We start from the raw sequence: 25,063 nt of genomic DNA on the forward strand, positions 1-25,063 counted from the left end.
ACGGCGACAAACAGAAGAGGCCCGGCCGCGCCGCAGATTGCAGGAAAAGTCAGTAACGAGTGTAAGCCAGACAAAAAAATGCCCGCCGGGCGATAAACCCCGGCGGGCATTTTCTCATTCAGCGCTGAATCAGGAACCGAGCAGCTCGGCCTTGACCAGTTTCGCCTGTTCGTCGGCATGGTACGAAGAACGCACCAATGGGCCGGACGCGACGTTTTTGAAGCCCATCTTGTAACCTTCCTCGGCGAACCAGGCGAAGGTGTCCGGGTGTACGAAACGCTGCACCGGCAAGTGGCTGCGGGACGGTTGCAGGTACTGGCCCAGGGTCAGCATGTCGATGTCGTGTTCGCGCATGCGCTTCATGACTTCGATGACTTCGTCGTCGGTCTCGCCCAGACCCAGCATCAGGCCGGACTTGGTCGGGATGTGCGGCATCATCTGCTTGAAGCGTTGCAGCAGGGTCAGCGACCACTGGTAGTCCGAACCCGGGCGCGCAGCCTTGTACAGGCGCGGCACGGTTTCCAGGTTGTGGTTGAACACATCCGGCGGCTCGGCGGCGGTGATTTCCAGGGCGATGTCCATGCGGCCACGGTAGTCCGGGACCAGGGTCTCGAGCTGCACGTTCGGCGACAGTTTGCGGATTTCGCGGATGCAGTCGGCAAAGTGCTGGGCACCGCCGTCACGCAGGTCGTCGCGGTCAACCGAGGTGATCACCACGTACTTGAGTTTCAGGTCGGCGATGGCGATGGCCAGGCTTTCCGGCTCGTTGACGTCCAGTGGCTTCGGACGACCGTGGCCAACGTCGCAGAACGGGCAGCGACGGGTGCAGATGTCACCCATGATCATGAAGGTCGCGGTGCCGCCGGAGAAGCATTCGCCCAGGTTCGGGCAGGACGCCTCTTCGCAGACGCTGTGCAGCTTGTGTTTGCGCAGCAGGCTCTTGATGCGGTCGACTTCCGGCGAAACCGGGATGCGCACGCGGATCCAGTCGGGTTTCTTCGGCAGTTCGGTGGTCGGAATGATCTTCACCGGGATGCGTGCAACCTTCTCGGCGCCGCGCAGCTTGACGCCGGCTTCAACCTTGGGACGCGGGGCCGGGCGCTCGGTCACGTCGAGCGTCGGGATCATGGTTTGCACTGCATCAGTAGTCATATCAGTCGATTCCGCCCGTCAGGGTCGTCTGCTCAGCATAGTCGAGGTGTTTGACGAGCTGCGCGCGCAGCCGGGCACTTACCTCGGCAAATTCAATCGATCCTGCGTGCTCGCTCAGCTGGGTCATCGCCAGCCCGGCATAGCCGCAGGGATTAATCCGTCGAAACGGCTCCAGGTTCATGTCCACGTTCAGGGCCAGGCCATGAAAGGAACAACCGTGGCGAATCCGCAAACCCAGAGAAGCGATCTTCGCTCCGTCGACGTAGACGCCGGGAGCATCCGGCTTGGCCACGGCGGTCACACCGTAACTGGCCAGCAGTTCGATCAGGCAGCGTTCCATGCGGCTGACCAGATCGCGCACGCCGAAACCGAGTCGGCGCACATCCAGCAGCAGGTACGCCACCAGTTGACCGGGGCCATGGTAGGTCACCTGACCGCCGCGGTCGACCTGCACCACCGGAATATCTCCCGGCAGCAACAGGTGCTCGGCCTTGCCGGCCTGACCCTGGGTGAACACCGGCAGGTGTTCAACCAGCCAGATTTCGTCCGGGGCCGTGGTGCCACGCTCGTTGGTAAAACGTTGCATGGCCTGCCAGACCGGCTCGTAAGCCATCTGGCCGAGTTCGCGAAAGCCCAGCGTGCCCGGCATCACAGCACCATGTGCACGAAACCGGTCGCCCGCAGTTCGCTGTTGATGTTGTACAGCTGATCCTGGTCGGTCGCGACGATGTGCAACTGGATGGTGGTGTACTTGCCGTTGCTGCTTTGACGCTCGTCGACACGCTCATCATTGATGCTGGCGTGTTTCTTGACGATGTCGATGATCTTGTCTTTGTTGCCGACGCCCGTATCGCTGATCACCTTAACCGGATAATCAACCTGGGGAAATTCGATCTTTGGCGCCTTTACTTCGGTATCGGTCATGGCGTAACGGCCTCGTAAGCGTAAGCCCGGTAACGAACAAGGCCCCGCTCCGGACAGGAACGGGGCCATGCAGGTCAACTCAAATCAGTTGAACAAGCCGTAGAAGAATAGACGGATGCTATCCCACATGCGGCGGAAGATACCACCCTCCTCGACAGCGTCCAGAGCGATCAGGTCGGCGCTGTGCACCACCTTGTCGTCCAGTTTCACTTCGACTTTACCGATCACGTCGCCCTTGGCGATTGGCGCGGTCAGTTGCGGGTTCATGGTCATGCTGGCAGCAAGCTTCTTCAGCTGGCCTTTCGGCAGGGTCATGGTCAGGTCTTCAGCCAGGCCGGCCTTGACTTGGCTGGTGGTGCCTTTCCACACCGGAGCCTGAGCCAGTTCGGTGCCCTTCTGGTAGAAGGTCTGGGTTTCGAAGAAGCGGAAACCGTAGGTCAGCAGCTTCTGGGTCTCGGCGGCACGGGCCGCTTCGCTGTTGGTGCCGAACACTACGGCGATCAGGCGCATGCCGTCGCGTACGGCCGAGGACACCATGCAGTAGCCGGCTTCTTCGGTGTGGCCGGTTTTCAGACCGTCGACGGTCTTGTCGCGCCACAGCAGCAGGTTGCGGTTAGGCTGTTTGATGCCGTTCCAGAAGAACTCTTTCTGCGAGTAGATCGCGTAGTGAGCCGGGTCTTCGTGGATGATCGCGCGAGCCAGGATCGCCATGTCGTGAGCCGACGAATAGTGCTCAGGGTTCGGCAGACCGGTCGGGTTCATGAAGTGGGTATTGGTCATGCCCAGATCGGCGACGGTCTTGTTCATCAGGTCGGCGAAGGCGTCTTCGCTGCCGGCGATGTGTTCAGCCACCGCGACGCTGGCGTCGTTGCCGGACTGAATGATGATGCCGTGCAGCAGGTCGCTGACCGTGACCTGCGAGCCGACCTTGATGAACATCCGCGAACCGCCGGTGCGCCAGGCGTTTTCGCTGACGGTCACCGGGTCGTTTTCACCGATCTGGCCGCGACGGATTTCCAGCGTGGCAATGTACGCGGTCATCAGTTTGGTCAGGCTGGCCGGTGGCAGACGCTGGTCACCGTTGTTCTCCACCAGCACGTTGCCGCTGTTGGCATCCATGAGCACGTAGGATTTGGCGGCCAGTTGTGGTGGCGACGGCATCATCTCGGCCGCGAACGCGGCAGGCGAGAGGAGCAGCGGGACTAGCAGACACAGGCGTTTGGCAAAGGTGGTGATGTTCATCCGTCTCTCGAAATCGCTAATGGAAACTGCCCAAGGGCAGAATTTAATCAGATGTCTTTCAGGCTTTGCCCGAAACCTGCCTGCGCGACGATCATGCTGCGTTAAAAACAGATTCGGAATGCTCATGTAGGTCCCCTACACTCCGCCTCCTCACCTGTTTTTGCCTTGCCTGATCGCCGCTCGGCGAGCTTTCGAGCAAACCCTGCGAGCATCGCGTGTTCAGTTGCTCACTCCAGTCACCCTTGCCGGGCTTTTGTTCTTCGACGAGCCAACAACCTGGTTCACCCCCCAATCGCTGGTGAACCGTCAATCAAGTCCTACGTTTACTCGGTGACCACACTTGGCGAACCCAGGTTGGCCAGGCGCACGCTGTTCTGTACCTGGGCAATTTCACCCGGCGAACCGATCGGTCCCAGGCGAACCCGGTGCAGGGTCTGCTGATTGCGCACGATCGAGCTGATGAACACCGGAGCGCTCACCATCCCGCTGAGCTTCGACCTCAGGAGTTCTGCAGCGTCCGGGTTGGCGAACGCGCCCACCTGCAGATACTGGCCAGACGCTGGTGCAGAAGCGTTTTTTTTTGCATCGAGCTGAACTGGCACGACGGCCGCGGCGTGCTGCTGCGGCGGCGGGGTCCATTGTTCGACGGTGCCCGCCGAAGCCGTGATCACCGGGGCGCTATTCTGCGCGACTTGCGGCTCGTTGAGCATCAAGGGCGCCGGACGGCCCTTCGCGGCCCACCACTGCTGCGGGTCGATGCCTTCGACCTTGACCCGCGCGGTGCCGATTTCGGCATAACCGAGCTTCTTGGCGGCGGCGTAGGACAGGTCGATGATCCGGTCCGAATAGAACGGCCCACGGTCATTGACCCGCAGGATCACGCTCCTGTTGTTGTCCAGGTTGGTCACCCGAACGTAACTCGGCAGCGGTAGTGTCTTGTGGGCGGCGCTCATGCCGTACAGATCGTAGACCTCGCCGTTGGCGGTGTTCTGACCATGGAACTTGGTCCCGTACCAGGACGCGGTGCCGGAGGCCACGTAAGTCTTGGATTCCTGCAACGGGAAGTAGGTTTTGCCCAGCACGGTGTAAGGGTTGGCCTTGTACGGTCCGGTGTGCAGGGTCGGCGTGGCGTCCGGGATGCGCGACACATCGACGTCCCACCACGGCGCGCCGTCCTTGTGGGCCCGGTTGATGTCCAGGCCCGGCTGCGAACGCACGGCGGTGGTCGGCTTCTGGCTCGGCGAACGGCTGGTCGAACAACTGGCGACCAACACCGCCAACGCAGCGAAGGCCACCAGTTTCAGGGGTTTATTGATAGGCAATGCCCGCATTACTTGACGCCCCGTGCTTGTACCAGCTGTTCAGACAGTTGATGTACGGCCATGGCGTACATCACGCTGCGGTTATAACGCGTGATCGCGTAGAAATTCTTCAGGCCCATCCAGTATTCCGGACCGTTGTCGCCTTCCAGGCGGAACGCGGTGACCGGCATGTCATCGCGCAGCGCATCATGACTCGACCAGCCCAGCGCTCGCAACTCCCCGACGGTTTTCGTCGGCTCGATGCCGGTGGTCAGGCCTTCATCCACCTGCTCGCCGCGCACATCCGCGCGACTGACCACCGGCTCGCCGGCGACCCAGCCGTGACGCTTGAAATAGCTGGCGACGCTGCCGATCGCGTCATCCGGGTTGTTCCAGATATTGATGTGGCCGTCGCCGTCGAAATCCACCGCGTAGGCGCGGAAACTGCTCGGCATGAACTGCGGCAAACCCATCGCCCCGGCGTAGGACCCCTTGAGGGTCAGCGGGTCGACCTGCTCTTCGCGTGCCAGCAGCAGGAACTCACGCAGCTCCTTGCGGAAAAATTCGGCACGGGGAGGATAGTCGAAACCCAGCGTGGACAAGGCATCGATCACCCGGTAATTGCCGGTATTACGTCCGAAAAAGGTCTCAACGCCGATGATCGACACAATTACCTGGGCCGGAACGCCGTATTCCTGCTCGGCGCGGGCCAGGGCGGCCTCGTGCTGACGCCAGAAGTCCACACCGCGGGCAATGCGCGCGTCGGTGATGAACATCGGCCGGTATTCTTTCCACTGTTTGACCCGCTCTGCGGGTTTGGAAATGGCGTCGAGAATCGCCTGCTTGCGTTGGGCTTCGCGGAACACGGCCATCAGCTGTTCGCCGGCGAAACCGTAGTCGCGGGTCATTTCACCGACGAATTCGGCCACCTGGGGCGAGCCTTCGTAATCGCCGGCCAACGCTTCCTGCGCGCTGCCAAGGATGCCTACCAGGCCGAGCCACGGTGCGTATCGTGTCGCCCAGTCACGCATTACTTGCATTGAACTCTTCACCTTATTCAAACCTGTGCGATCCACTTGCGATGGGTATGGATCGACATCAAAACCCCAAACGCTGACAGCAGCGTCACCAGCGAAGTTCCGCCGTAGCTAATGAACGGCAACGGCACCCCCACCACCGGCAACAGGCCACTGACCATACCGATGTTGACGAAAACGTAAACAAAAAACGTCATGGTCAAAGCGCCGGCCAGCAATTTGCCGAACAGCGTCTGCGCCTGGGCGGTAATCACCAGGCCACGACCGATCAGCAACAGATAGATCAGCAACAGTGCGCAGATACCCACCAGCCCGAACTCTTCACCGAGCACGGCGATGATGAAGTCGGTGTGGCTTTCCGGCAGGAAGTCCAGGTGCGACTGGGTGCCCAACAGCCAGCCCTTGCCGAATACACCGCCGGAACCGATGGCGGCTTTCGACTGGATGATGTTCCAGCCGGTGCCCAGCGGATCGCTTTCCGGGTCGAGGAACGTCAGGATCCGTTGCTTCTGGTAGTCGTGCATGATGAAGAACCACATCGCGACCGACACCGGAATCGCCGCCGCCAATACACTGAGAATCCAGCGCCAGCGCAACCCGCCCATGAAAAGTACGAAGGCGCCGCCGGCCAGAATCAGCAGCGAAGTGCCGAGGTCCGGCTGACGCACGATCAGGGCGAACGGCACACCGATCAGCAACAGGCTGATGCCGACATGCTTGAGCTGCGGCGGCAGCGTGCGCTTGGACAGGTACCAGGCGATCGTTGCCGGCATCAGGATCTTCATGAATTCCGAGGGCTGGAAGCGGATCACCCCGGGGATGTTGATCCATCGGGTCGCGCCCATGGCGTTGTGACCCATGATGTCCACCACCAGCAACAGCACCACCCCGATCACATAGCCGAGCGGCACCCAGCGTGCCATGAACCGCGGCTCGAACTGGGCAATGATGATCATCGACACCAGACCGATGCCGAACGACGTGGCCTGTTTGGCCAGCAGATCCCAGCTCTTGCCACTGGCCGAATACAGCACGAACAGGCTCCCGGCCGCCAGGATCAACAACAGCACCAGCAACGGGCCGTCGATATGCAAACGTTGCAACAGCGTCGCCCGGCGACGCATCACATCCTCGCTGGAGAGCATGCGATCGAAATTATTCATCACGGGCCGTAGCCTCCGCACTGATAGGGCTGGCGTATTCGGCTTTCAACCGGCCGTCCTGATCCAGCAGCCAGGCATCCATGACCTGCCGCACCACCGGTGCCGCGACGCCGGAACCGGACTCACCGTTCTCGACCATCACCGACACCACGATTTTCGGGTCATCCGCCGGCGCGAAACCGACGAACAGGGCGTGGTCGCGGTGGCGCTCCTGGACCTTGGAGCGGTCGTATTTCTCACCCTGCTTGATCGCCACGACCTGGGCCGTACCCGACTTGCCGGCGATCCGGTATTGCGCGCCGATCGAGGCCTTGCGCGCGGTGCCTCGGGCACCGTGCATTACCTGCTGCATGCCGTGGTTGACCTTGTTCCAGTCCGACGGGTCGCGCAGGATGATGTCCGGCATCGGATTTTCATCCTTCGGCTTCTCGCCTTCGATGGTCTTGGCCAGATGCGGGCGATTCCATACGCCCTTGTTGGCCACCAGCGCCGTGGCCTGGGCCAGTTGCAGCGGGGTCGATTGCATGTAGCCCTGGCCGATCCCGAGAATCAGGGTTTCGCCGGGGAACCACGCCTGACGCCGGGTCGCGCGCTTCCACTCGCGGGACGGCATCAGGCCGGGGGATTCTTCGAACATGTCCAGCGAGACCTTCTGGCCGATCCCGAACTTGTTCATGTAGGCCGACAACCGGTCGATGCCCAGCTTGTGCGCCAGATCATAGAAGTAGGTGTCGTTGGACCGCATGATCGCCGTGTCGAGGTCGACGAAGCCGTCCCCGGTACGGTTCCAGTTGCGGTACTTGTGGTCGTAGTTGGGCAGCATGTAATAACCGGGGTCGAACACCCGGCTCGACGCCGTCACCACGCCCGCGTCGAGACCGGCAATCGCCACTGCCGGTTTGATCGTCGAGCCCGGCGGGTAAAGACCGCGCAGCACGCGGTTGAACAGCGGCCGGTCAATCGAATCGCGCAGCTCGGCGTAAGCCTTGAAACTGATGCCGGTGACGAACAGGTTCGGGTCGAAACTCGGTTGACTGACCATCGCCAGCACTTCGCCGGTTTTCGGATCGAGTGCCACCACCGCACCACGTCGACCGCCCAGCGCGGCCTCGGCGGCTTCCTGCAATTTGATGTCGAGGCTCAGGACAATGTCCTTGCCCGGCACCGGATCGGTACGCTTGAGCACACGCAGGACCCGGCCACGGGCGTTGGTCTCGACCTCTTCGTAGCCCACCTGACCGTGCAGCTCGGCTTCGTAGAAGCGCTCGATGCCGGTCTTGCCGATGTGGTGGGTGCCGCTGTAATTGACCGGATCGAGGGTCTTCAGCTCTTTCTCGTTGATCCGCCCCATATAACCCACCGAGTGCGCAAAATGCGCGCCCTGCGGGTAGTGACGCACCAGTTGCGCGACCACTTCGACGCCCGGCAGGCGGAACTGATTCACTGCGATCCGGGCGATCTGCTCTTCGGTCAGCTCGAACAGGATCGGCACCGGCTCGAACGGCCGGCGGCCCTGGCGCATGCGCTTTTCGAAAATCACCCGGTCTTCCGGCGTCAGCTCCAGTACCTCGACGATCACGTCGAGCACCTGCTGCCAGTCGCCGGAACGCTCGCGGGTCATGCTCAGGCTGAAGCTCGGACGGTTGTCCGCCACCACCACGCCGTTGCGGTCGAAAATCAGGCCACGGGTCGGCGGGATCGGCTGAACGTGAACCCGATTGTTTTCCGACAGCGTCGAGTGATAGTCGTACTGAATCACCTGCAGGTAATACAGCCGCGCAATCAGCACGCAGATCAGCGCCACCACCGCAATTGCGCCGAACACGACGCGACCACGCACCAGACGGGCGTCTTTTTCGTGGTCCTTGATGCGGATCGGCTGAGACATGAGGGCGGATTACTTGTGGTAAGGGTGGCCGGACAGCACGGTCCAGGCACGATACAACTGCTCGCCGATGAGGATGCGCACCAGCGGGTGCGGCAGCGTCAGCGGCGACAACGACCAGCGCTGATCCGCGCGGGCACAGACTTCCGGCGCCAGCCCTTCCGGGCCACCGACCATGAAGTTGACCGTGCGCGAGTCCAGGCGCCAGCGATCGAGTTCGACCGCCAATTGCTCGGTGCTCCACGGCTTGCCATGAACTTCGAGGGTGACAATCCGCTCGTTCGGCCCGACCTTGGCCAGCATGGCTTCGCCTTCCTGACGGATGAAGCGGGCCACGTCGGCGTTCTTGCCACGGGTATTGAGCGGAATTTCCACCAGTTCCAGCGCCAGCTCGGACGGAAGACGCTTGGCATATTCATGCCAGCCTTCTTCCACCCACTTGGGCATGCGTGAACCGACGGCGATCAGGCGCAGTCGCACAGCAATCCCTTACAGCTGGTCTTTGTTGAGCTTGGTGAAATGCTCGTGGGTGTTTTCCGGGCTGTGGTGCTTGGCGTCCGCCGCACGGCTTTGCTCGGCACCGGCCCACAGGCGCTCCAGGTCGTAGAACTGACGAGCCGAGGCGGTCATCATGTGCACGATCACCAGGTCCAGGTCCAGCAGCACCCAGTCGCTGTCGCCCTTGCCTTCTTCGCCCAGCGGCCTGGCACCCTGCTTTTTGACCTCTTCGCGAACCTTGTCCAGCATCGCGTTGATCTGACGGTTGGAAGTACCGGTGGCGATGATCATGTAGTCAGTGATGCTCTGCTTGTCGCGCACATCGATGATCTGGATGTCCTGGGCCTTGACGTCTTCCAGGGCTGCAACGGCCACCTTGACCAGCTCGTCGCCCTTAAGTGGTTCGTTGGTGTTGACCGGCTCTGGCAGCGGGGCGCTCTTGAATGTGCCTTTGCGCTTTACTTTGGTTTGGTCTTTGTCAGTCATATAAAACTCGTTTTGCTCATATATTCGGCGGCTTGGCGACACGTGGATTCGTATCAGTGAAGCACGCCTTGTTCAGTTCGACGCACGGTACAGACCGTGCGCATCGATGTAGGCCAGGACCGCGTCGGGCACCAGGAAACGTACCGACTTACCGCTGGCCAGCAGTTGACGGATCTGGGTGGCGGAAACCGCGAGCGGTGTCTGCCAGACGAATGCAATCTGTCCGCTCGGCCCCTTCAGGGCCAGCGGGTCGCTCACCGAACGCGCTGCCAGCAGGTTGCGCAAGGCATCCGGCGGTTCGCTGTCGGCGTCCGGGCGCTGTAGCACCAGGATGTGGCAATGCTGGAGCAACTCTTCCCAGCGGTGCCAAGTGGGCAGGCCGCAAAATGCGTCCCAGCCCAGAAGCAGAAAAACCTGGGTCTCGTCGGCCATTTCGGCGCGCAGCGACTCCAGGGTATCGATGGTCCAGGACGGTTTGTCCCGCTGCAATTCGCGGGCGTCCACCACCAGCGGCGGCACACCGGCTACCGCACATTCAACCATTGCCAGCCGGTCCTGCGCCGACACTTGCGGCGTATCGCGGTGCGGCGGCCGGGCGCTGGGCATCATGCGCAGCTCATCGAGCCCCAGCGCTTCGGCGACTTCCAGCGCGCCACGCAAATGGCCGACGTGCACCGGATCGAACGTCCCGCCCAGTACGCCAATGCGCCGGGGACGGGATTTCTTGCCGGTTTTCGGCGCTTTCAGATCGAGGTCGGACAAGTCAGACCGTCGCCTGGCCGCGCAACTGACCATCACCGACCACGATGTACTTCTCGCAGGTCAGTCCTTCCAGGCCCACCGGGCCACGGGCGTGCAGCTTATCAGTAGAAATGCCGATCTCGGCACCCAATCCGTATTCGAATCCGTCGGCGAAGCAGGTCGGGGTGTTGATCATCACCGATGCCGAGTCGACTTCAGCCACGAACTGCCGGGTGTCGGCGAGGTTTTCGCTGACGATCGAGTCGGTATGGTGGGAGCCGAAATGGTTGATGTGTTCGATGGCCTGATCCAGGCCGTCCACCACACGGATCGACAGAATTGGCGCCAGGTACTCGGTGCTCCAGTCTTCTTCGGTCGCCGCCACGGCTTCGATGATCGCCCGGGTACGCTCGCAACCGCGCAGTTCGACGCCCTTTTCGCGGAACTGCTTCGCCATCGGCGGCAAGAAATCCTTCGCAACACTTTGATCGACCAGCAAGGTCTCCATCGCACCGCAGATGCCATAGCGGTAGGTCTTGGCATTGAAGGCGATGCGCTGGGCTTTCGGCAGGTCGGCGTGTTCGCTGACATAGACGTGGCAGATACCGTCCAGGTGCTTGATCACCGGCACCCGGGCGTCGCGGCTGATGCGTTCGATCAGGCCACGGCCACCGCGCGGTACGATCACATCGACGTACTCCGGCATGGTGATCAGCGCGCCAACGGCAGCGCGGTCGGTGGTTTCCACCACTTGCACCACGGCGGCCGGCAGCTCGGCTTCGGCCAGACCGCGCTGGATGCAGGCGGCAATCGCGCGGTTGGAATGAATCGCCTCGGAACCGCCGCGCAGGATGGTCGCGTTGCCGGACTTCAGGCACAGGCTCGCAGCATCGATGGTCACGTTGGGACGGGATTCGTAGATGATCCCGATCACGCCCAGCGGCACGCGCATCTTGCCGACCTGAATGCCCGACGGACGGAAGCTCATGTCACGGATCGCCCCGACCGGATCCGGCAGCGCTGCAACCTGACGCAGGCCGACGATCATGCCGTCGATGCGCGCCGGGGTGAGCTCCAGACGCTCCAGCAGTGCCGGCTCCAGACCGTTGGCGCGACCGGCGGCCAGGTCCTGCTCATTGGCTGCCGCAAGCTCGGCGCGGGCGGCGTCCAGGGCATTGGCGGCAGCCAGCAAAGCGCGGTTTTTCTGCGCGGTGCTGGCACGGCCGATGACGCGGGAAGCTTCGCGGGCGGCGCGACCCAATCGGGTCATGTAGTCAAGAACGGACTCAGTCATGGTCTGCTGGGGTCTTGGCAAAGAGGAAAGCGGCAGATTATAGCTGTCGCGTCCCGGGACTAACAGCGGTGACGGGCGGATGGTCGAAATGGACGGCGATTTGCCAACGTTCAGCAGAGATTAAGCCGCGAATTGTTATCATCACGGCCTCCTCCGCCTGGATAAACCCTGTTTGCCATGTCCAACCTGACCGTTCGCGCCACCTCCGCGCGCCAGCCTGTCGGCCTTGCGGATGCCTTTTTCGACCGTGACGCCCAGACGCTGGCCCGTGATCTGCTCGGCAAAGTCATCCGCCACCGCGTTGGCGATTTGTGGCTGAGCGCCCGAATCATCGAAACCGAAGCGTATTACTGCGAGGAAAAAGGCAGCCATGCGTCCCTCGGCTACACGGAAAAGCGTAAGGCTTTGTTTCTGGATGGCGGCCACATCTATATGTACTACGCCCGTGGCGGCGACTCACTGAACTTCAGTGCGCAGGGTCCGGGCAATGCGGTGCTGATCAAATCGGCCTATCCGTGGGTCGACGAGATCAGCGGCCCGGCCAGTCTGGCGCAGATGCTGCTGAACAACCCCGATGCTCAGGGTCGCCCGCGCCCCTCGCAGAAACTGTGTGCCGGGCAGACGCTGCTGTGCAAGGCGCTGGGGCTGAAAGTGCCGGTGTGGGATGCCAAGCGCTTCGACCACGAAATCCTGCTGGTGGAAAACACCGGCCCTGCGCCCACTCATGTGATTCAGACCACCCGCCTGGGCATTCCCCATGGCCGTGACGAGCACTTGATGTATCGCTTCGTCGATGCTGCCTATGCCCAGTGGTGCACGCGGAACCCGCTGCGTCGGGTCAGGTCGAAGGTCGCGATTATTTTCTGCTGTGATTGCACACCCCTGCGGCACGCCGGCCAGGGACATCAATGAAATGGAGTGGTTTGTATGGGCCCATGGCTCGATAGCGTGACCGGATGGCTGGCCGCCAACCCACAATGGCTGGCGGCCGCGGTGCTCATTGTGGCGTTTGTGGAATGTCTGGCGATTGCCGGACTGATCGTGCCCGGCACAGTGCTGCTGTTCGCCGTGGCAGTGCTGGCCGGCAGCGGTGCACTGTCGTTGAGCGAGACCCTGTTGCTGGGCTTTCTCGGCGGGATTCTCGGCGACGTGATTTCGTATTTCCTCGGCCGTCACTTCCACCAGAACATCCGGCGTCTGCCGGGCCTGCGCCATCACCCGGAATGGATGGCCGGCGCGGAAACCTATTTCCAGCGCTACGGCATCGCCAGCCTGTTGGTCGGGCGCTTCATCGGCCCGTTACGCCCGATGTTGCCGATGGTCGCCGGCATGTGCGACATGCCCTTCCCACGCTTCGCCGCCGTCAGTCTGCTGGCAGCAGCAGGCTGGAGCCTCGCGTACCTGTTGCCGGGCTGGGCCACCGGGGCGGCGATTCGCCTGCCCTTGCCGGAAGGTTTCTGGCTACAGGCCGGGATCGTCGCCGGCAGCATCGCCGTCATGGTCGGCCTGAGCGCCAACAGCAGCCTGCGCCGTCATCGCCGGGCGACGATCTGGATCAGCAGCATGAGCCTGCTGATCCTGATCGGCCTGTTCATCGGCTACCCGTATCTGAGCGCCCTCGATCAGGGCGTCATGACCCTGGTGCAGGAACATCGCCGCCCGGCGCTGGATGAAGTGGCGGTGGTGTTCACCCTGATCGGTGAATTCCGCAACATGTTGCTGTTCAGCGCCCTGCTGACTGCGCTGCTGTTGCTGTGCCGTCAGTGGCGCCATGCCATTTTCGTGGGCGGCACCCTGCTCGTCACGGCCCTGGCCAACACCGGAACCAAACTGTTTTTCGCCCGGGTACGCCCGGAAGTACTGACCGATCCGCTTACCAGCTACAGCATGCCCAGCGGCCATGCGTCCGGCTCGTTCGCGCTGTTCCTGGCCCTGGCCGTACTCGCCGGACGCGGGCAACCGCCAAGGCTGCGACTGACCTGGCTGCTGATCGGCTGCATTCCGGCACTGGCGATTGCCCTGTCGCGGGTGTATCTGGGCGCCCACTGGCCGACGGATGTGCTGGCCGGCGCCATGCTCGCAGCCTGCGTATGCGCCGCCGGGCTCTGGCTCAGTCAACGGCAAACGCCGCTCGGCGCCATGCCACAAAAAGTCTGGTGGCTGGTGCTGCCGGCGCTGGTCGCCCTGTTCGGTTTCTTCGTGCTGCGACACTTGCCGCATACATTGCTGCGCTATTCGTACTAGGCAGCAGAAGAAACCGGCGAAGGGTTGATCCTCAGGATGAACGACACGTTTTCGGCGTCATACGCATTGTGGCCGGTGTCGTTCGGATTCTGATCGAGGAAGTACCGCAGACCTTGCTTCGTTGCATGTTGAAAAAGTCTTTTCTGTTTCTCGACACTGAACAACGCCACAGAAACAGGATTGGAAGGAAAGTCACCAAGGTCTTTCAACTTTCCCGCATAGGTCTCCACTTCGAAGTAACTGCCGACATCCTTGTCCAGAACAAGATGCCGGTTTTTCTGGTCCAGGCGTACCCGCCAATCGAAATAACGACCGGCCGTCTTGACGTTGAGGGAGTAGCGCCCCCGAGATTCCGGTACAAACTCGAACAATAGCGGTTCGGCATCATCATGGTCCGCGAGTGTCACAATGCGTGATGCAACTTCATCACCCAGAGAAATTTCTGCTTCCAGTCGCTGCCCCGTGGTAATTCGCGAATACTTCAAACGACTTTCCATCACCTGATAATTAATAACCAGAGGAAGACCACCCGAAAAAAGATGCCCCGTAAACTTGATACTTTCCGAATCAGACATATAGCAACTCTCTCACCATAAAAAGTAAATCAAATAACGTCAGCAAGTCATTTGACTGCGGTAGACATAGTGGCACTCAACACACTTTTGACACGCTTGCGCTTGCGCCGCTCAAGGATCATCGAATCCGCGTAATAACCTGCATTCCTGATGATGGTATCGGTGTTCTGATCAACACCAGCGTGCTTGAAAATATACTTTCCGGCGATATCGTCCCAGAAGGCCCACTCATCTTCGTAAATTGTCATTTCGCTCTCCTTTGCGATCTACCCGCCCTGGCGGAAAAATCAAAAACTAGATGAATAGCGACTGACAAACAACCTGCAGCCACTTTCAACACAATACAAAAAACAACAACACAATCCGCAAAACATTAACAACTGAACAACACTGCACTTCATGTCAGATTCTTTCTGACATTTCACTGAAGAGCATTGATCTTGGCCAAACCTTTCATATCCAGCACGGAAACTATTCTTACAGCCCAACTTACAATTTCCGACATTACTGATACTTCTCTTTCATCTCCCGAAGCCTCACTCAAAACATCGGGAAAATCCCCCACCCTGCGAGACGTGGACCAGCTGTTCGGACCACTGCGTTTTGGTGAAATAACGGCCAGTCGCCAGACACTGGCGTCCTTGGGAGCGCAGATCAACGGCCACGCCATCAGCGCGGCCAACACCTACTTCCCCGCGCCTGACCAGTCCTTTACCGACGGACTGGCTTTTGACCCGTTACGGGTTGAGCAGCGAATCAGATCGGTCGACAGCCAGGAGCGCCAGCACGTACCGGAGCTGCTCTATGAAATCGTCACGCAGCGCTCACCCGATGCCCCACCGCTGATGCGCGAAATGCCAGCGGGCGATGCAGCAGATCCGATGAACCGGATCAATCGATTGCTGACCGCCACCCAGCGCCTGGACATCCGCCGAAGCCCGTTGACGGAAAACCTGCCGACCTGGATCGACAAAGGCAAAAGTCGCGGAATGACCGGCATGGGCGTCGGAATGCAGGCTTACGGACTGTACAGCGCTTACATGGGTGCCCTTGAGGCAGTCAAAAAAGGAGAGATGGGTGAGTTTTGGCTCAATGTCGGCGGCGGCGTGTCAGAAATTCTCTCCCTTGGAGTCGAATACGCACTTGGCAAAAGCGGCGAAAAAATGATCCGCCTTGGCTATGAGACATTCGAGAAATTCGCCAAGACCTCCACAGGCAAGTGGCTCAGCCGCGGGGCGGGGCTGATCGCCAGCGCGATCACACTGCCCTTCGATATCTATACCGCCATCAAGTCGTTCAACGATGCCGCCAAGGCCAAAGGCAAGGAGGCACAGGATCTTTACGTCGCCGGCGGGTTGAGCGTGTTCAGTGGCGCGTTGTCGCTCGCTCTTGGCTGCGCAGCACTGATGGGCTTCCAGGCTGCCGGCCCGGTGGGAATCGCCGCAGCCGCATTGATGATTGTCGGCGCCAGAGTCTATGGCGCCGCCAGGATGGTCGACGACATCGACGACTACATCGAACTGACCGTGAACGAGCGCTGGCGCGCCGGCTGGTTCGCATTCACCGGCCAGCAGCAGGATCAGGCGATGATGGATCGCTACCTGATCGCCAAGACCACCAGCGACTACGCCAAAGCCCTGAAAACACGCAGTCTCAGCTGGCTCGACAATGAGTTGAAGGAGAGTGTCGATGCCATCGTCGATGGCCGCTACGAAGTCAAGCTGCAACCCACCCGCGTCTATCGCTACCAGTGGGACACCAGCAAGGGCGAAGCGCCCTACAAGATCGAGAACCTGCCGGTTACTCAGGAAATCGACGACACCTACGACGCAAGGAAAGGACTGCCGGTCGCTGACAATCTCATCACCAAGGGCGTCATCCATCCTGACAAAGGTGTTTTCTGGAGTTTGGGCGGTGGTCACGACACGGTGCAGGGCGTGAAGGACAAGCCGAACTTTTTCAGTTACTCCACCGGCAGAAAAGCCCTGAGCGGCGGCGACAAGAATGACTCGTTTCTTTTTCAGTCGGCATCGGAAAATCTTTCAAGCGATCCGATCAGAGCCAGCGAATTGTCGGGTGGTGAGGGCATCGACCTGCTGTGGCTTCAAGGCAAGCACCGACACGAAGACCATGTAGCAGAGCCACCACGGCACAAGGGCTATGACGTCGACCTGAAAAACGGCACGCTGTCCCTGCTGCCCATGAACCCGGCGCAAGAACCCGTACTGCACTCGACACTCAGCTCCATCGAAAAAGTCGAGACCCTTGCCGGCGCGATCAATCGCGTGACGGGCTCCGATCAGGCCGACACCATCGCTGCCAACGGCAATGATCACATCGAAGCCGGCGCCGGGGACGACCTTGTTTCCGTGCGCGGTCTGCGTGCGGTCGTCGATGGAGGCAGCGGCAACGACGTCTACTATCTGGACCCGAGCAGTCTCAAGGTATCCATACGCGAAGACGGCAAGGAACCGAGCAACGTTTATCTGGGCGTGACTCTTGAAGCCATCCAGCGCTGGTTCATCCGCGATGAAAGCATGGTCATCGAATCACTGCGCGCCGATGATTTCCGAACGCCCCTGCGTGAGCTGACATGCGAGGCGGTCTACCGGAACCTCGACGGCAAACGCGCGTTGCAAAATGACAAATGGGTGTTCATCACTCAGGACGGCTACCACCTGCAGCCGATCTGGCCAGAGATGATAGAGGAGTCGGGCGATCTGCCCCTGAGCGTCGTCATCCTCAGCGCCGGCACCGCCAAAGCCTCGCCGGTACAGGTCAACGATCGCCCTTATCGCCTTTCGGACAAACCGCTCTCGAACTACTTCGTCAGCCGCCAGAGCCGACACACCATTCTGATGGCGCCACAGAATGACAAACCCGCCCACAGTACGTTGTATGTCGACTACGACAGCACTGAAATCAACGAAGTCCGCGCCATCTATACGGTTACAAAAACGACGCACGGAGCCTTCACGTTTCTTTCCTATACAAACATGCACTTCGACCTCACGTTCAAACAGGGCGGCGGCATGCTTTCACTGCACGGAGCCGTCAGAGAAAGTCCCGGCCGCAAAACCGACAGAGGCGCCGGGATCATGGCCTCCGGCTGGCAACTGAACCATTCTCTGACGCTGGTCATGCGTGACAGCACGTCCTATCGGCTCGACTACCCCTACAACTCATACTTCAATGACGCCCGCCATCCTGGCTATACCAGCGTGCAAAGCCCGACCTCCTTGCGTGAACGAGCGGGCCGCTACATTTTCGTCAGGCCCTCGGTCGAAAAGCGCCAGCTGAAGACAACCGCGCAACGGGTCGAATTCAGGAATGCCGAGCACAACGCAACGTACTGGCTGGAGGGACGCTCCTCCACCTACGAGTTGTTGCCTGCCAGCCATACCTCCATTCGCCTGTCGACAGCGCAAGCGGATGCCCGCGTCACGGGGTCTTCCACCTGGCACATTCACACGCAACATCTTCAGGAACAGATCAACCGACGCGACCTTGTCATCAAGGACAATCTGCTGAAGATCGGCAGCATTCAGTTTCATCTGCCGGACAGCAACGATCCGACACTGCCAATTGAAACCATCGAGGTCATGATTTCTTCCGGCAACTGTTATCGCGTCAATGCCTTGTTCGAGCTGATTGGTCTGTATGCCGTCGACGCCCGGAGCTATCCGTCGATTGAAGCGATTGCCCGGGATATTCAGGATCATCACCAACGTGACGAACTTGAAACCATTCAGGTAAAGGTCCGCAACATTCGCCTGCTCGACACGTCTCCCGGCAAGATTATCTACAACCCCGAAACCCGCATCTGGAGTACAGAAGAAGCTCCATCGCGCTCGATTCCGATCGGGCATCTGATTATTGTCAAGGAATGACACCATGCGACCAAAATCACCCTCCTCGTCCACTCCGCCACGCGTCAACACGTCCTCGGACCCGGACACTCAAGCGCCCCGATTGCGAACGCCGGCACCAGAATTGCACCCGCCACATTCATCGTCCAACCCGGCCGTTTCACGAAACATCAACCCGGCAAACACGCCTTCAGGTCCGGCAATACCCGAACCACCCCGGATCGACATCTCGGATTTATCGGACCTTTCGCGAGCAACGGCGAGCGGACTGAGCAGTTACCTGTTGAAACCGGCAATGCTGCGTAACATGCAGCCTGCCAACGAAGAAGGCCTGCGCTACATCGTCGGCCGTAAATTCGTCGATGTGAAAGACAGCGGAACGGTGTATGTGGAGTTCGACACGGACCTGAACACTTACCGGGCCATGGATCTGTACAAAAAGCTTGCGCCCGGTCCGGCCCTCTACAGAAACGCCGGGGAATCGACCTGGAGCCCGTCCAGTCCGCTGGCGCGACCGCATGCGGCAGACACTGCCGGCGATCCGGGAGCAACGCGTAAACAATCTTCTCCCGAACCTCTGCCGGCACAGTGGAGGGCAGCCACCGCTGAATTGCTGAATGGACATTTCATGCGGCTGCATCCACAGATGACTCACGGAGAAAGAGTCATGCTGCTACGTACCTATAATCTTTCACCGCTGCAGCACGTAAGGTTGCGCGACGACCTGAATGCCAATCCGCTAAAGGTTCCCGCCTGGGCGGAAAGTCACAAGCTGCGATCTCTGGATAGCAATGACCCGACCCGCTTCGACGAACTCCATCGGGAAATCGAACCGCTGCTCCTGCCCTTGAGAAACGGCAAGCTCGCACTTTACGATCTGTACGATTTCGATGAAAGTGTCAGCCGCCAGTTTCTCGACGCATTCCTTGGCAAGCTGGGCTATTTACGCAACATCAATGACAGTCTGTATCGCACGGATATCCCTGCGCTGTTCCGGGCTGACGAGCGTACGCCCTTCGAGTTCTACAACGATGGCCGGATGCTGCCCCGTCTGAAGCACCCTCGTGGCGCAACGACGGAAAAACCGATCAGCGCCACGGTCAGCCTCAAGCTGGTCAAGGGATACGCCGGCCGGGGAACCGAATCTCCCGATCCGGAGTACCTGCGCTACAACAGTCAGAGAAACAAATACCCCGGCAAAAAACCTGGCGAGCCGGATGTGGAATCGGGTGAGTCGGACAACGAATGGTCCGACGTCTCGGATATGGATCTGGATGACGAGCGGAACTACGCAACAATCCGGCACAACCAGCAATTCGTCTTTGCCTATATCCTCGACACTCGGAGGATGGAAGTCGTACTGCGAGAAGAAAATCACTTCCTCAATGACGCAGCAACGAGGAAAGGCACCTGGTTTCCCGATGACGAACTTGAAGCACTGATATCGACTTCGAAGCGGGGTATCGATTCGCAGCGCCTGTGGCTGCTCGATTCAACGTTCACTCGGGCAGCGAAGGTCGATGACATTGGCGAGCAGGCAGAATTCGGCAACTCCATTGAAGAGCGCACCCACAGTGGGGCATTCAACCGGCATGAGTATGACGCCCTGATCGACAAGGTTGCCCGTGCAGGCAAACCGATATTGATACTGGATCAGGGCAAGGAGTGGTTCGCCAACGACATCGTCTGGCCCGAATAACCGGGCCGAGTCTCAAGCGAACAACTCGCCCTGCAACTCGTCGAGCAGCGCCTGGATCGCATCCAGTCGCTGCTGCGGGTTGTCGAGTTGCAGCAGGTCGATCTTGTCTTCCTCGGCGAAGGGCAGCAGATAGGCCAACTGATTGGCCAGCGACTGCTGCCCCGCCGCTTCGATGCCCATGTTCAGCGCCTCGACCATCGGGTGTTCGGCCAGGGCCTTGAGCAGCGCCACCAGATCGGCGTCTTCATCCTGCAACGGTTGCTCGGGCTCTTCGTCAAGCCACTCGACCTCGGCGACGATCAACTGATCGCGCTGGACTTCGGTGCGCTGCACGCTGAAGCGCCGTCCGCCCTGCACCCGGATGCCCAGCAGTCCGTTGTCCTGCTGCTGGAAATCGGTAATTCGCGCTTCGCAGCCGACCATGGCGAAACCTTCCGGCGCGACGCCGACTTCGCTACCTTCAAGGATGCACACCACACCGAACCCGCCGCCCTGTTTCATGCAGCGGCCGATCATGTCCAGATAGCGTGCCTCGAAGATCTGCAAATCCAGATTGCAGCCGGGAAACAGCACCGTGTTCAGCGGAAAAAGCGGCAGACTCATAGACATTTCCTTACACCACCATCGACACCGCCAACGGCAGAAACACCGCCGTGGCCACGCCCATCAGACTCATCGCCAGCGCCGCGAAGGCGCCGCACTCATCGCTTTCCTGCAACGCCACCGAGGTGCCGACCGCATGTGCCGTCATGCCCAGCGCCATGCCGCGTGCCTCGGGGCTGTGCACGCCCAGGCGAGTCAGCAGCGCCGGACCGAAGATCGCGCCGATGACCCCGGTGATCAACACAAATACCGCCGCCAGTGCCGCGACACCGCCGATCTGCTCAGCCACCAGCATGGCGATCGGCGAGGTCACCGATTTGGGTGCCATGGTCATCAGGATCATGTGATCGGCACCGAACCACCAGCCCAGCGCCACGCCCATGCCCGTGGCGACCACGCCGCCTATCACCAGCGTAGTAAAAATCGGCCAGAACAATTGGCGGATGCGCCGCAGATTCAGATACAGCGGCACCGCCAGCGCGACGGTTGCCGGGCCCAGCAGAATACTGAGGATTTCCGTGCTCTTGCGGTACTCGGCGTAAGTCAGACCGCAACCAACCAGTACGCCAATCACCAACAGCATCGAGACCAGCACCGGTTGCAGAAAGATCCAGCGGGTTTTCTCGAACGCCGCCAGCACCAGTTGATAAGCGCCCAGGGTGATGCCGATGCCGAACAGCGGGTGGTGAATCACCGACGCCCAGGCCCCTTGCCAGTCGAACAGCATCAGGATTCCTCCGAATGCGGCGCATGACGCTTGACCAGGCGCTGCATCAGCACGCCAGCAAAGGCCATCGACAGAATCAGCGAGACCACCAGCGCCCCGACGATGGCCCAGAAATCCGCGGCAATCGCCGTGGCATACACCATCACGCCCACCGCTGGCGGCACCAGCAGCAATGGCAGATAACGCAACAGACTGCCGGCGGCAAGATTCAGCGGTTCGCCGACCTCACCGCGCACGATCAGGAATACCAGCAACAGCAAAAGGCCGATGATCGGCCCCGGCAGCACCGGCAACAGCAAATGATTGAGAGCCGTGCCGAGCAATTGAAACAGCACCAGCCACGTCAGGCCGCGTAGCAACATCCGTCATCTCCGTCTTACTTTCCAACCTGCAAGTCGTCGGCATTATAAGCACGCCTGCGCTATGGATCGGCATTCGCCAAAAGCATGGTCGGTTGACCTGAGCAAATTGCCATGATGATCTACAGTGGTTCGCAGGGCGGTCAAATCCCCCACCTGAAAAACTATAAAACCGATGAACCCAAGGAGAGTCTCAATGCCCTATGTTCCAGTTGCAGAGCTCAAAGATTATGTCGGCAAGGAACTCGGACGTTCCGAATGGCTCACCATCGATCAGGAGCGCATCAACCTGTTCGCCGAAGCCACCGGGGATTACCAGTTCATCCATGTCGATCCGGTCAAAGCCGCGCAAACGCCATTTGGCAGCACCATTGCACACGGTTTTCTGTCGTTGTCGCTGATCCCCAAACTGATGGAAGACATACTGGTCCTGCCGCAAGGCGTGAAGATGGTGGTCAACTACGGTCTGGACAGCGTACGTTTCATCCAGCCGGTCAAGGTCAACTCGAAGGTCCGGCTCAAGGTCGACCTCGGTGAAGTGACCGAGAAAAAACCTGGCCAGTGGCTGCTCAAGGCCACCGCCACCCTGGAGATCGAAGGCTCGGACAAACCGGCCTACATCGCCGAACCGCTGTCGCTCTGCTTCGTTTAAGCGCCTGGATGCGAAGCGGCTCACGCTGTTTCGCATCCGCTCCTCCCCGCCGGCTGTATAAGGTCACATAGCTGCGGCATACTCGGTCGCCTAATTGCCCGGATCCCGCTATGCGCTCATTCGCTCCTCTTGCTCCCCTTGCCTTGACCCTGTTGCTGGCCGCGTGTGGCGACGGCGAATCACTCTTGCCGCCGGATGCGCGTCTGCCCGACGGCGGCCGCTATCGCGGTGAACTGGTCGATGGCTTGCTGCAAGGTCAGGGCCGGGTCGACTACCCCAACGGCAGCTGGTACGCCGGGGCGTTCGACAAGGGGCAATGGCACGGCCAGGGCGAATGGCACGGCAGCAATGGCGAGGTCTATCGCGGCAACTTCCAGCAAGGGCTGTTCGACGGCCAGGGCACGCTGACCACCACGGCCGGCAGCTACACCGGTGGTTTCAAGCTGGGCCGGCGCGACGGCGAAGGCACCCTCAAAGAAAATGCGATGACCTATCGCGGCGAATTCAAGGCCGACCAGTATTCCGGGCTCGGCCGTCTCGAGCTGGATGACGGCAGCTCCTATCAGGGCCAGTTCGCCCACGGCAAACCCAATGGCGAAGGCCAGCGCGGCGATGCCAGCGGCAATCAGTTCACCGGCCACTTCGTCAACGGCCAGCTCGAAGGCAACGGTACATTCAACAGTGCCGACGGCGACATCTATGTCGGCGGCTTCAAAAACAATCAACTGCACGGCAAGGGCCGCTACGAAAACGCCGATGGCGATGTCTGGCTCGGGCAGTTCAAGGAAGGCGCGCTGACCGGCAAGGGCGAACTGATCGGCGCCGACGGCAGCCACTACATCGGCTATTTCAATGACTGGCGCTTCAGCGGTCAGGGCCGGCTGAACCTGGCCGATGGCAGTTTCTACGTCGGCGGGTTCGACAGCGACAGCTATTCGGGACGCGGCACCCTGGTGCTCACCGATGGCAGCGTGCTCAGCGGCACCTGGATCAACGGCCAGCGCGTGCGCGATGCCGACGGCAAGTTGCTGCCCGACACCCTCGAACTCGGCCTGCTGGCCCAGGGTCGCCTGCTCGACGAGGCGCTGGCCAATGTGCCGGCCTCGACCCCGGCAGTGGAGCTGTACACCCTGACCCTCGGCGGCGACGGCAAACAAAGCGTGTTCCTGCGCGAATCCGATTACGTGGCCAACATGCTCACCAGCCGTTTCGGCGCGTTTGGCCAGATTCGCCTGGTCAATCATCGCGACCACCTCGGCGACCGGCCCATGGCCACCCGCGAAAACCTGCGCCGCGCAGCCCAGACCCTGGCCGAACGCAGCGGCCCGGAAGATCTGGTTTTCATCTACCTGAGCAGCCACGGCACCGCCGAGCACGAACTGGTGCTCGATCAGCCGCGCATGGAACTGGCCGACCTGCCCGCCGATGAACTTGCCGCCGTGCTGGCGCCGCTGAAGAACCGCGACAAGATCATCGTCATTTCCTCGTGCTATTCCGGGGGTTTCATTCCGGCGCTGAAGGATGAGCGCACGCTGATCATGACCGCCGCGCGCGCCGACCGCGTGTCGTTCGGTTGCTCCGAGGAGGCCAACTTCACCTACTTCGGCGACGCCCTGTTCGCCCAGGCCCTGAACCAGACCGACGACCTGGAGCAAGCCTTCAAACTGGCCAAGGCCACCGTCGCCGAGCGCGAACTGGCGGACAACTTCGAGGCCTCTGAACCGCAGATCTGGGCACCGAAAACCGTGCTGGCACACTGGCAACTGCTGCGCAAACAGCAAGCGAGAAAAGCCTTGCAAAGTGCTGCGTTGAACGACGGAGCAACAAAGAGCAACTAAGCTGAACAGTATCAAGGGAGAGACACTATGTACTTGACGCCTCAGCATGTCCTGCTTGCCGGAGCCACCGGACTGACCGGTGAACATCTGCTCGACCGTCTGCTCAACGAACCGACGATCAGCCGCGTCCTTGCCCCCTCACGCCGGCCGCTGGCTGAACATCCGCATCTGGAAAATCCGGTCGGCGATCCACAGACCTTCCTGCCGCAACTGTCCGGTCGGGTCGATATCGCCTATTGCTGCCTCGGCACCACCATCAAACAGGCCGGCTCCGAAGAGGCGTTCCGCGCCGTGGATCTGGACATGGTGGTGGCATTCGCCAAGCGCGCCCGGGAAATGGGTGCACGCCACCTGATCGTGATCAGTGCCCTGGGGGCCGATCGCCGGTCCTCGGTGTTCTACAACCGGGTCAAAGGCGAGATGGAATACGCATTGCGCGCGCAGGACTGGCCGCAATTGACCATTTGCCGACCTTCCCTGCTGCTCGGCGAACGCAGCGAGCCGCGCCTGGGCGAGCAGCTTGCCGCGCCGTTCTCCAAATTGATTCCCGGCAAATACCGCGGCATCGAAGCCTGCCAACTGGCCCGTGCCATGTGGCGCCTTGCACTGGAAGAGCAGGACGGAGTACGTATCGTCGAATCGGATGAGCTGCGCAAGCTCGGCAAGTGAGTTCGCGCATGAAGCAGTTCAACGCAGATCCAGACCATCATCTTTCAATGAAGTCAGAGGATCCGGTGTTGAACTGCTCTCTGAAATGAGCCGAATCGATTCGAC

23 protein-coding genes and 1 pseudogene are annotated in these 25,063 nt (G+C 60.5%); 7 read left to right on the forward strand and 17 right to left on the reverse strand.

Annotated elements, in window-relative coordinates; all coding sequences use genetic code 11:
- Positions 1–129: 129 nt before the first annotated feature.
- The 12 genes from lipA to I5961_RS24820 all read right to left on the reverse strand — a co-directional run bounded on the left by lipA (position 130) and on the right by I5961_RS24820 (position 11,723).
- The gene (gene lipA, locus I5961_RS24765) at positions 130–1,128 is read right to left on the reverse strand and encodes a lipoyl synthase (RefSeq protein ID WP_162130488.1); all 999 of its coding nucleotides are present in this window, start codon (positions 1,126–1,128) and stop codon (positions 130–132) included.
- A gap of 25 nt (positions 1,129–1,153) precedes the next feature.
- Positions 1,154–1,801, reverse strand: a complete 648-nt coding sequence (gene lipB / locus I5961_RS24770) for a lipoyl(octanoyl) transferase LipB (protein WP_227233630.1) — start codon at positions 1,799–1,801, stop codon at positions 1,154–1,156.
- On the reverse strand, positions 1,801–2,076 hold the full coding sequence (locus tag I5961_RS24775) for a DUF493 domain-containing protein (RefSeq protein ID WP_064382178.1): 276 nt from the start codon (positions 2,074–2,076) through the stop codon (positions 1,801–1,803). The genes lipB and I5961_RS24775 overlap by 1 nt, the downstream gene beginning before the upstream one ends.
- A gap of 84 nt (positions 2,077–2,160) precedes the next feature.
- Positions 2,161–3,318 (reverse strand): D-alanyl-D-alanine carboxypeptidase family protein, encoded by a 1,158-nt coding sequence (locus tag I5961_RS24780; protein ID WP_085697611.1) that lies wholly within the window; start codon positions 3,316–3,318, stop codon positions 2,161–2,163.
- A gap of 323 nt (positions 3,319–3,641) precedes the next feature.
- Positions 3,642–4,649 (reverse strand): septal ring lytic transglycosylase RlpA family protein, encoded by a 1,008-nt coding sequence (locus I5961_RS24785; RefSeq protein WP_064382179.1) that lies wholly within the window; start codon positions 4,647–4,649, stop codon positions 3,642–3,644.
- Positions 4,649–5,659 carry a lytic murein transglycosylase B gene (mltB, locus tag I5961_RS24790; protein WP_085687944.1) on the reverse strand — a complete coding sequence of 337 codons (1,011 nt, stop codon included), beginning with the start codon at positions 5,657–5,659 and terminating at the stop codon, positions 4,649–4,651. The genes I5961_RS24785 and mltB overlap by 1 nt, the downstream gene beginning before the upstream one ends.
- A gap of 17 nt (positions 5,660–5,676) precedes the next feature.
- A complete protein-coding gene (gene rodA, locus I5961_RS24795) occupies positions 5,677–6,780 on the reverse strand; it encodes a rod shape-determining protein RodA (protein WP_085688090.1) in 1,104 nt (367 codons plus the stop codon).
- Positions 6,781–6,811: 31 nt separating this feature from the next.
- A complete protein-coding gene (gene mrdA / locus I5961_RS24800) occupies positions 6,812–8,707 on the reverse strand; it encodes a penicillin-binding protein 2 (protein WP_085687946.1) in 1,896 nt (631 codons plus the stop codon).
- 9 nt (positions 8,708–8,716) lie between these two features.
- A complete protein-coding gene (gene rlmH, locus I5961_RS24805; protein WP_003185785.1) occupies positions 8,717–9,184 on the reverse strand; it encodes a 23S rRNA (pseudouridine(1915)-N(3))-methyltransferase RlmH in 468 nt (155 codons plus the stop codon).
- A 9-nt stretch (positions 9,185–9,193) separates the two neighbouring features.
- Positions 9,194–9,688: a ribosome silencing factor gene (gene rsfS / locus I5961_RS24810; protein WP_064382180.1), complete on the reverse strand. Its 495-nt coding sequence runs from the start codon at positions 9,686–9,688 to the stop codon at positions 9,194–9,196.
- A 72-nt stretch (positions 9,689–9,760) separates the two neighbouring features.
- Positions 9,761–10,483: a nicotinate-nucleotide adenylyltransferase gene (nadD, locus tag I5961_RS24815; RefSeq protein ID WP_227233632.1), complete on the reverse strand. Its 723-nt coding sequence runs from the start codon at positions 10,481–10,483 to the stop codon at positions 9,761–9,763.
- Entirely contained in the window at positions 10,452–11,723 is a 1,272-nt protein-coding gene (locus I5961_RS24820) for a glutamate-5-semialdehyde dehydrogenase (RefSeq protein ID WP_227233634.1), read from the reverse strand. Before I5961_RS24820 ends, nadD begins: the two co-directional genes overlap by 32 nt.
- Before the next feature lie 177 nt (positions 11,724–11,900).
- Here I5961_RS24820 and I5961_RS24825 point away from each other — a divergent pair.
- A pseudogene (locus I5961_RS24825) lies at positions 11,901–12,595 on the forward strand (DNA-3-methyladenine glycosylase).
- Between the two features lie 55 nt (positions 12,596–12,650).
- The gene (locus tag I5961_RS24830) at positions 12,651–13,967 is read left to right on the forward strand and encodes a bifunctional DedA family/phosphatase PAP2 family protein (protein WP_085703107.1); all 1,317 of its coding nucleotides are present in this window, start codon (positions 12,651–12,653) and stop codon (positions 13,965–13,967) included.
- On the opposite strand, the gene I5961_RS24835 is transcribed toward I5961_RS24830, so the two are convergent.
- Entirely contained in the window at positions 13,964–14,542 is a 579-nt protein-coding gene (locus I5961_RS24835; RefSeq protein WP_139834844.1) for a hypothetical protein, read from the reverse strand. The genes I5961_RS24830 and I5961_RS24835 overlap by 4 nt on opposite strands.
- Positions 14,543–14,589: 47 nt before the next feature.
- Complete coding sequence (locus tag I5961_RS24840) at positions 14,590–14,790, reverse strand: hypothetical protein (RefSeq protein ID WP_085697617.1); 201 nt, start codon at positions 14,788–14,790, stop codon at positions 14,590–14,592.
- A gap of 192 nt (positions 14,791–14,982) precedes the next feature.
- Between I5961_RS24840 and I5961_RS24845 the strand changes: the two genes are divergently transcribed.
- Complete coding sequence (locus I5961_RS24845) at positions 14,983–18,432, forward strand: calcium-binding protein (protein WP_227233636.1); 3,450 nt, start codon at positions 14,983–14,985, stop codon at positions 18,430–18,432.
- Between the two features lie 274 nt (positions 18,433–18,706).
- Positions 18,707–20,110, forward strand: a complete 1,404-nt coding sequence (locus tag I5961_RS24850; RefSeq protein ID WP_227233638.1) for a hypothetical protein — start codon at positions 18,707–18,709, stop codon at positions 20,108–20,110.
- Between the two features lie 12 nt (positions 20,111–20,122).
- On the opposite strand, the gene I5961_RS24855 is transcribed toward I5961_RS24850, so the two are convergent.
- The 3 genes from I5961_RS24855 to I5961_RS24865 are packed head-to-tail and all read right to left on the reverse strand — an operon-like array spanning position 20,123 to position 21,802.
- A complete protein-coding gene (locus I5961_RS24855; RefSeq protein WP_227233640.1) occupies positions 20,123–20,713 on the reverse strand; it encodes an LON peptidase substrate-binding domain-containing protein in 591 nt (196 codons plus the stop codon).
- Positions 20,714–20,723: 10 nt separating this feature from the next.
- Positions 20,724–21,440 (reverse strand): LrgB family protein, encoded by a 717-nt coding sequence (locus I5961_RS24860; RefSeq protein ID WP_007958637.1) that lies wholly within the window; start codon positions 21,438–21,440, stop codon positions 20,724–20,726.
- Complete coding sequence (locus I5961_RS24865; protein ID WP_085697620.1) at positions 21,440–21,802, reverse strand: CidA/LrgA family protein; 363 nt, start codon at positions 21,800–21,802, stop codon at positions 21,440–21,442. The genes I5961_RS24860 and I5961_RS24865 overlap by 1 nt, the downstream gene beginning before the upstream one ends.
- Before the next feature lie 193 nt (positions 21,803–21,995).
- Here I5961_RS24865 and I5961_RS24870 point away from each other — a divergent pair, with 193 nt between their 5' ends.
- The 3 genes from I5961_RS24870 (at position 21,996) to I5961_RS24880 (ending at position 24,958) form a co-directional block, all read left to right on the forward strand.
- Positions 21,996–22,451 (forward strand): MaoC family dehydratase, encoded by a 456-nt coding sequence (locus I5961_RS24870; protein ID WP_034153755.1) that lies wholly within the window; start codon positions 21,996–21,998, stop codon positions 22,449–22,451.
- A 110-nt stretch (positions 22,452–22,561) separates the two neighbouring features.
- Entirely contained in the window at positions 22,562–24,289 is a 1,728-nt protein-coding gene (locus I5961_RS24875) for a C13 family peptidase (RefSeq protein ID WP_085703104.1), read from the forward strand.
- A 27-nt stretch (positions 24,290–24,316) separates the two neighbouring features.
- Positions 24,317–24,958: an oxidoreductase gene (locus tag I5961_RS24880; RefSeq protein ID WP_085697622.1), complete on the forward strand. Its 642-nt coding sequence runs from the start codon at positions 24,317–24,319 to the stop codon at positions 24,956–24,958.
- The last annotated feature ends 105 nt before the right edge of the window (positions 24,959–25,063 follow it).

The sequence above is a fragment of the Pseudomonas sp. IAC-BECa141 genome, assembly GCF_020544405.1.
In the GTDB taxonomy this organism is placed as follows: Bacteria; Pseudomonadota; Gammaproteobacteria; order Pseudomonadales; family Pseudomonadaceae; genus Aquipseudomonas.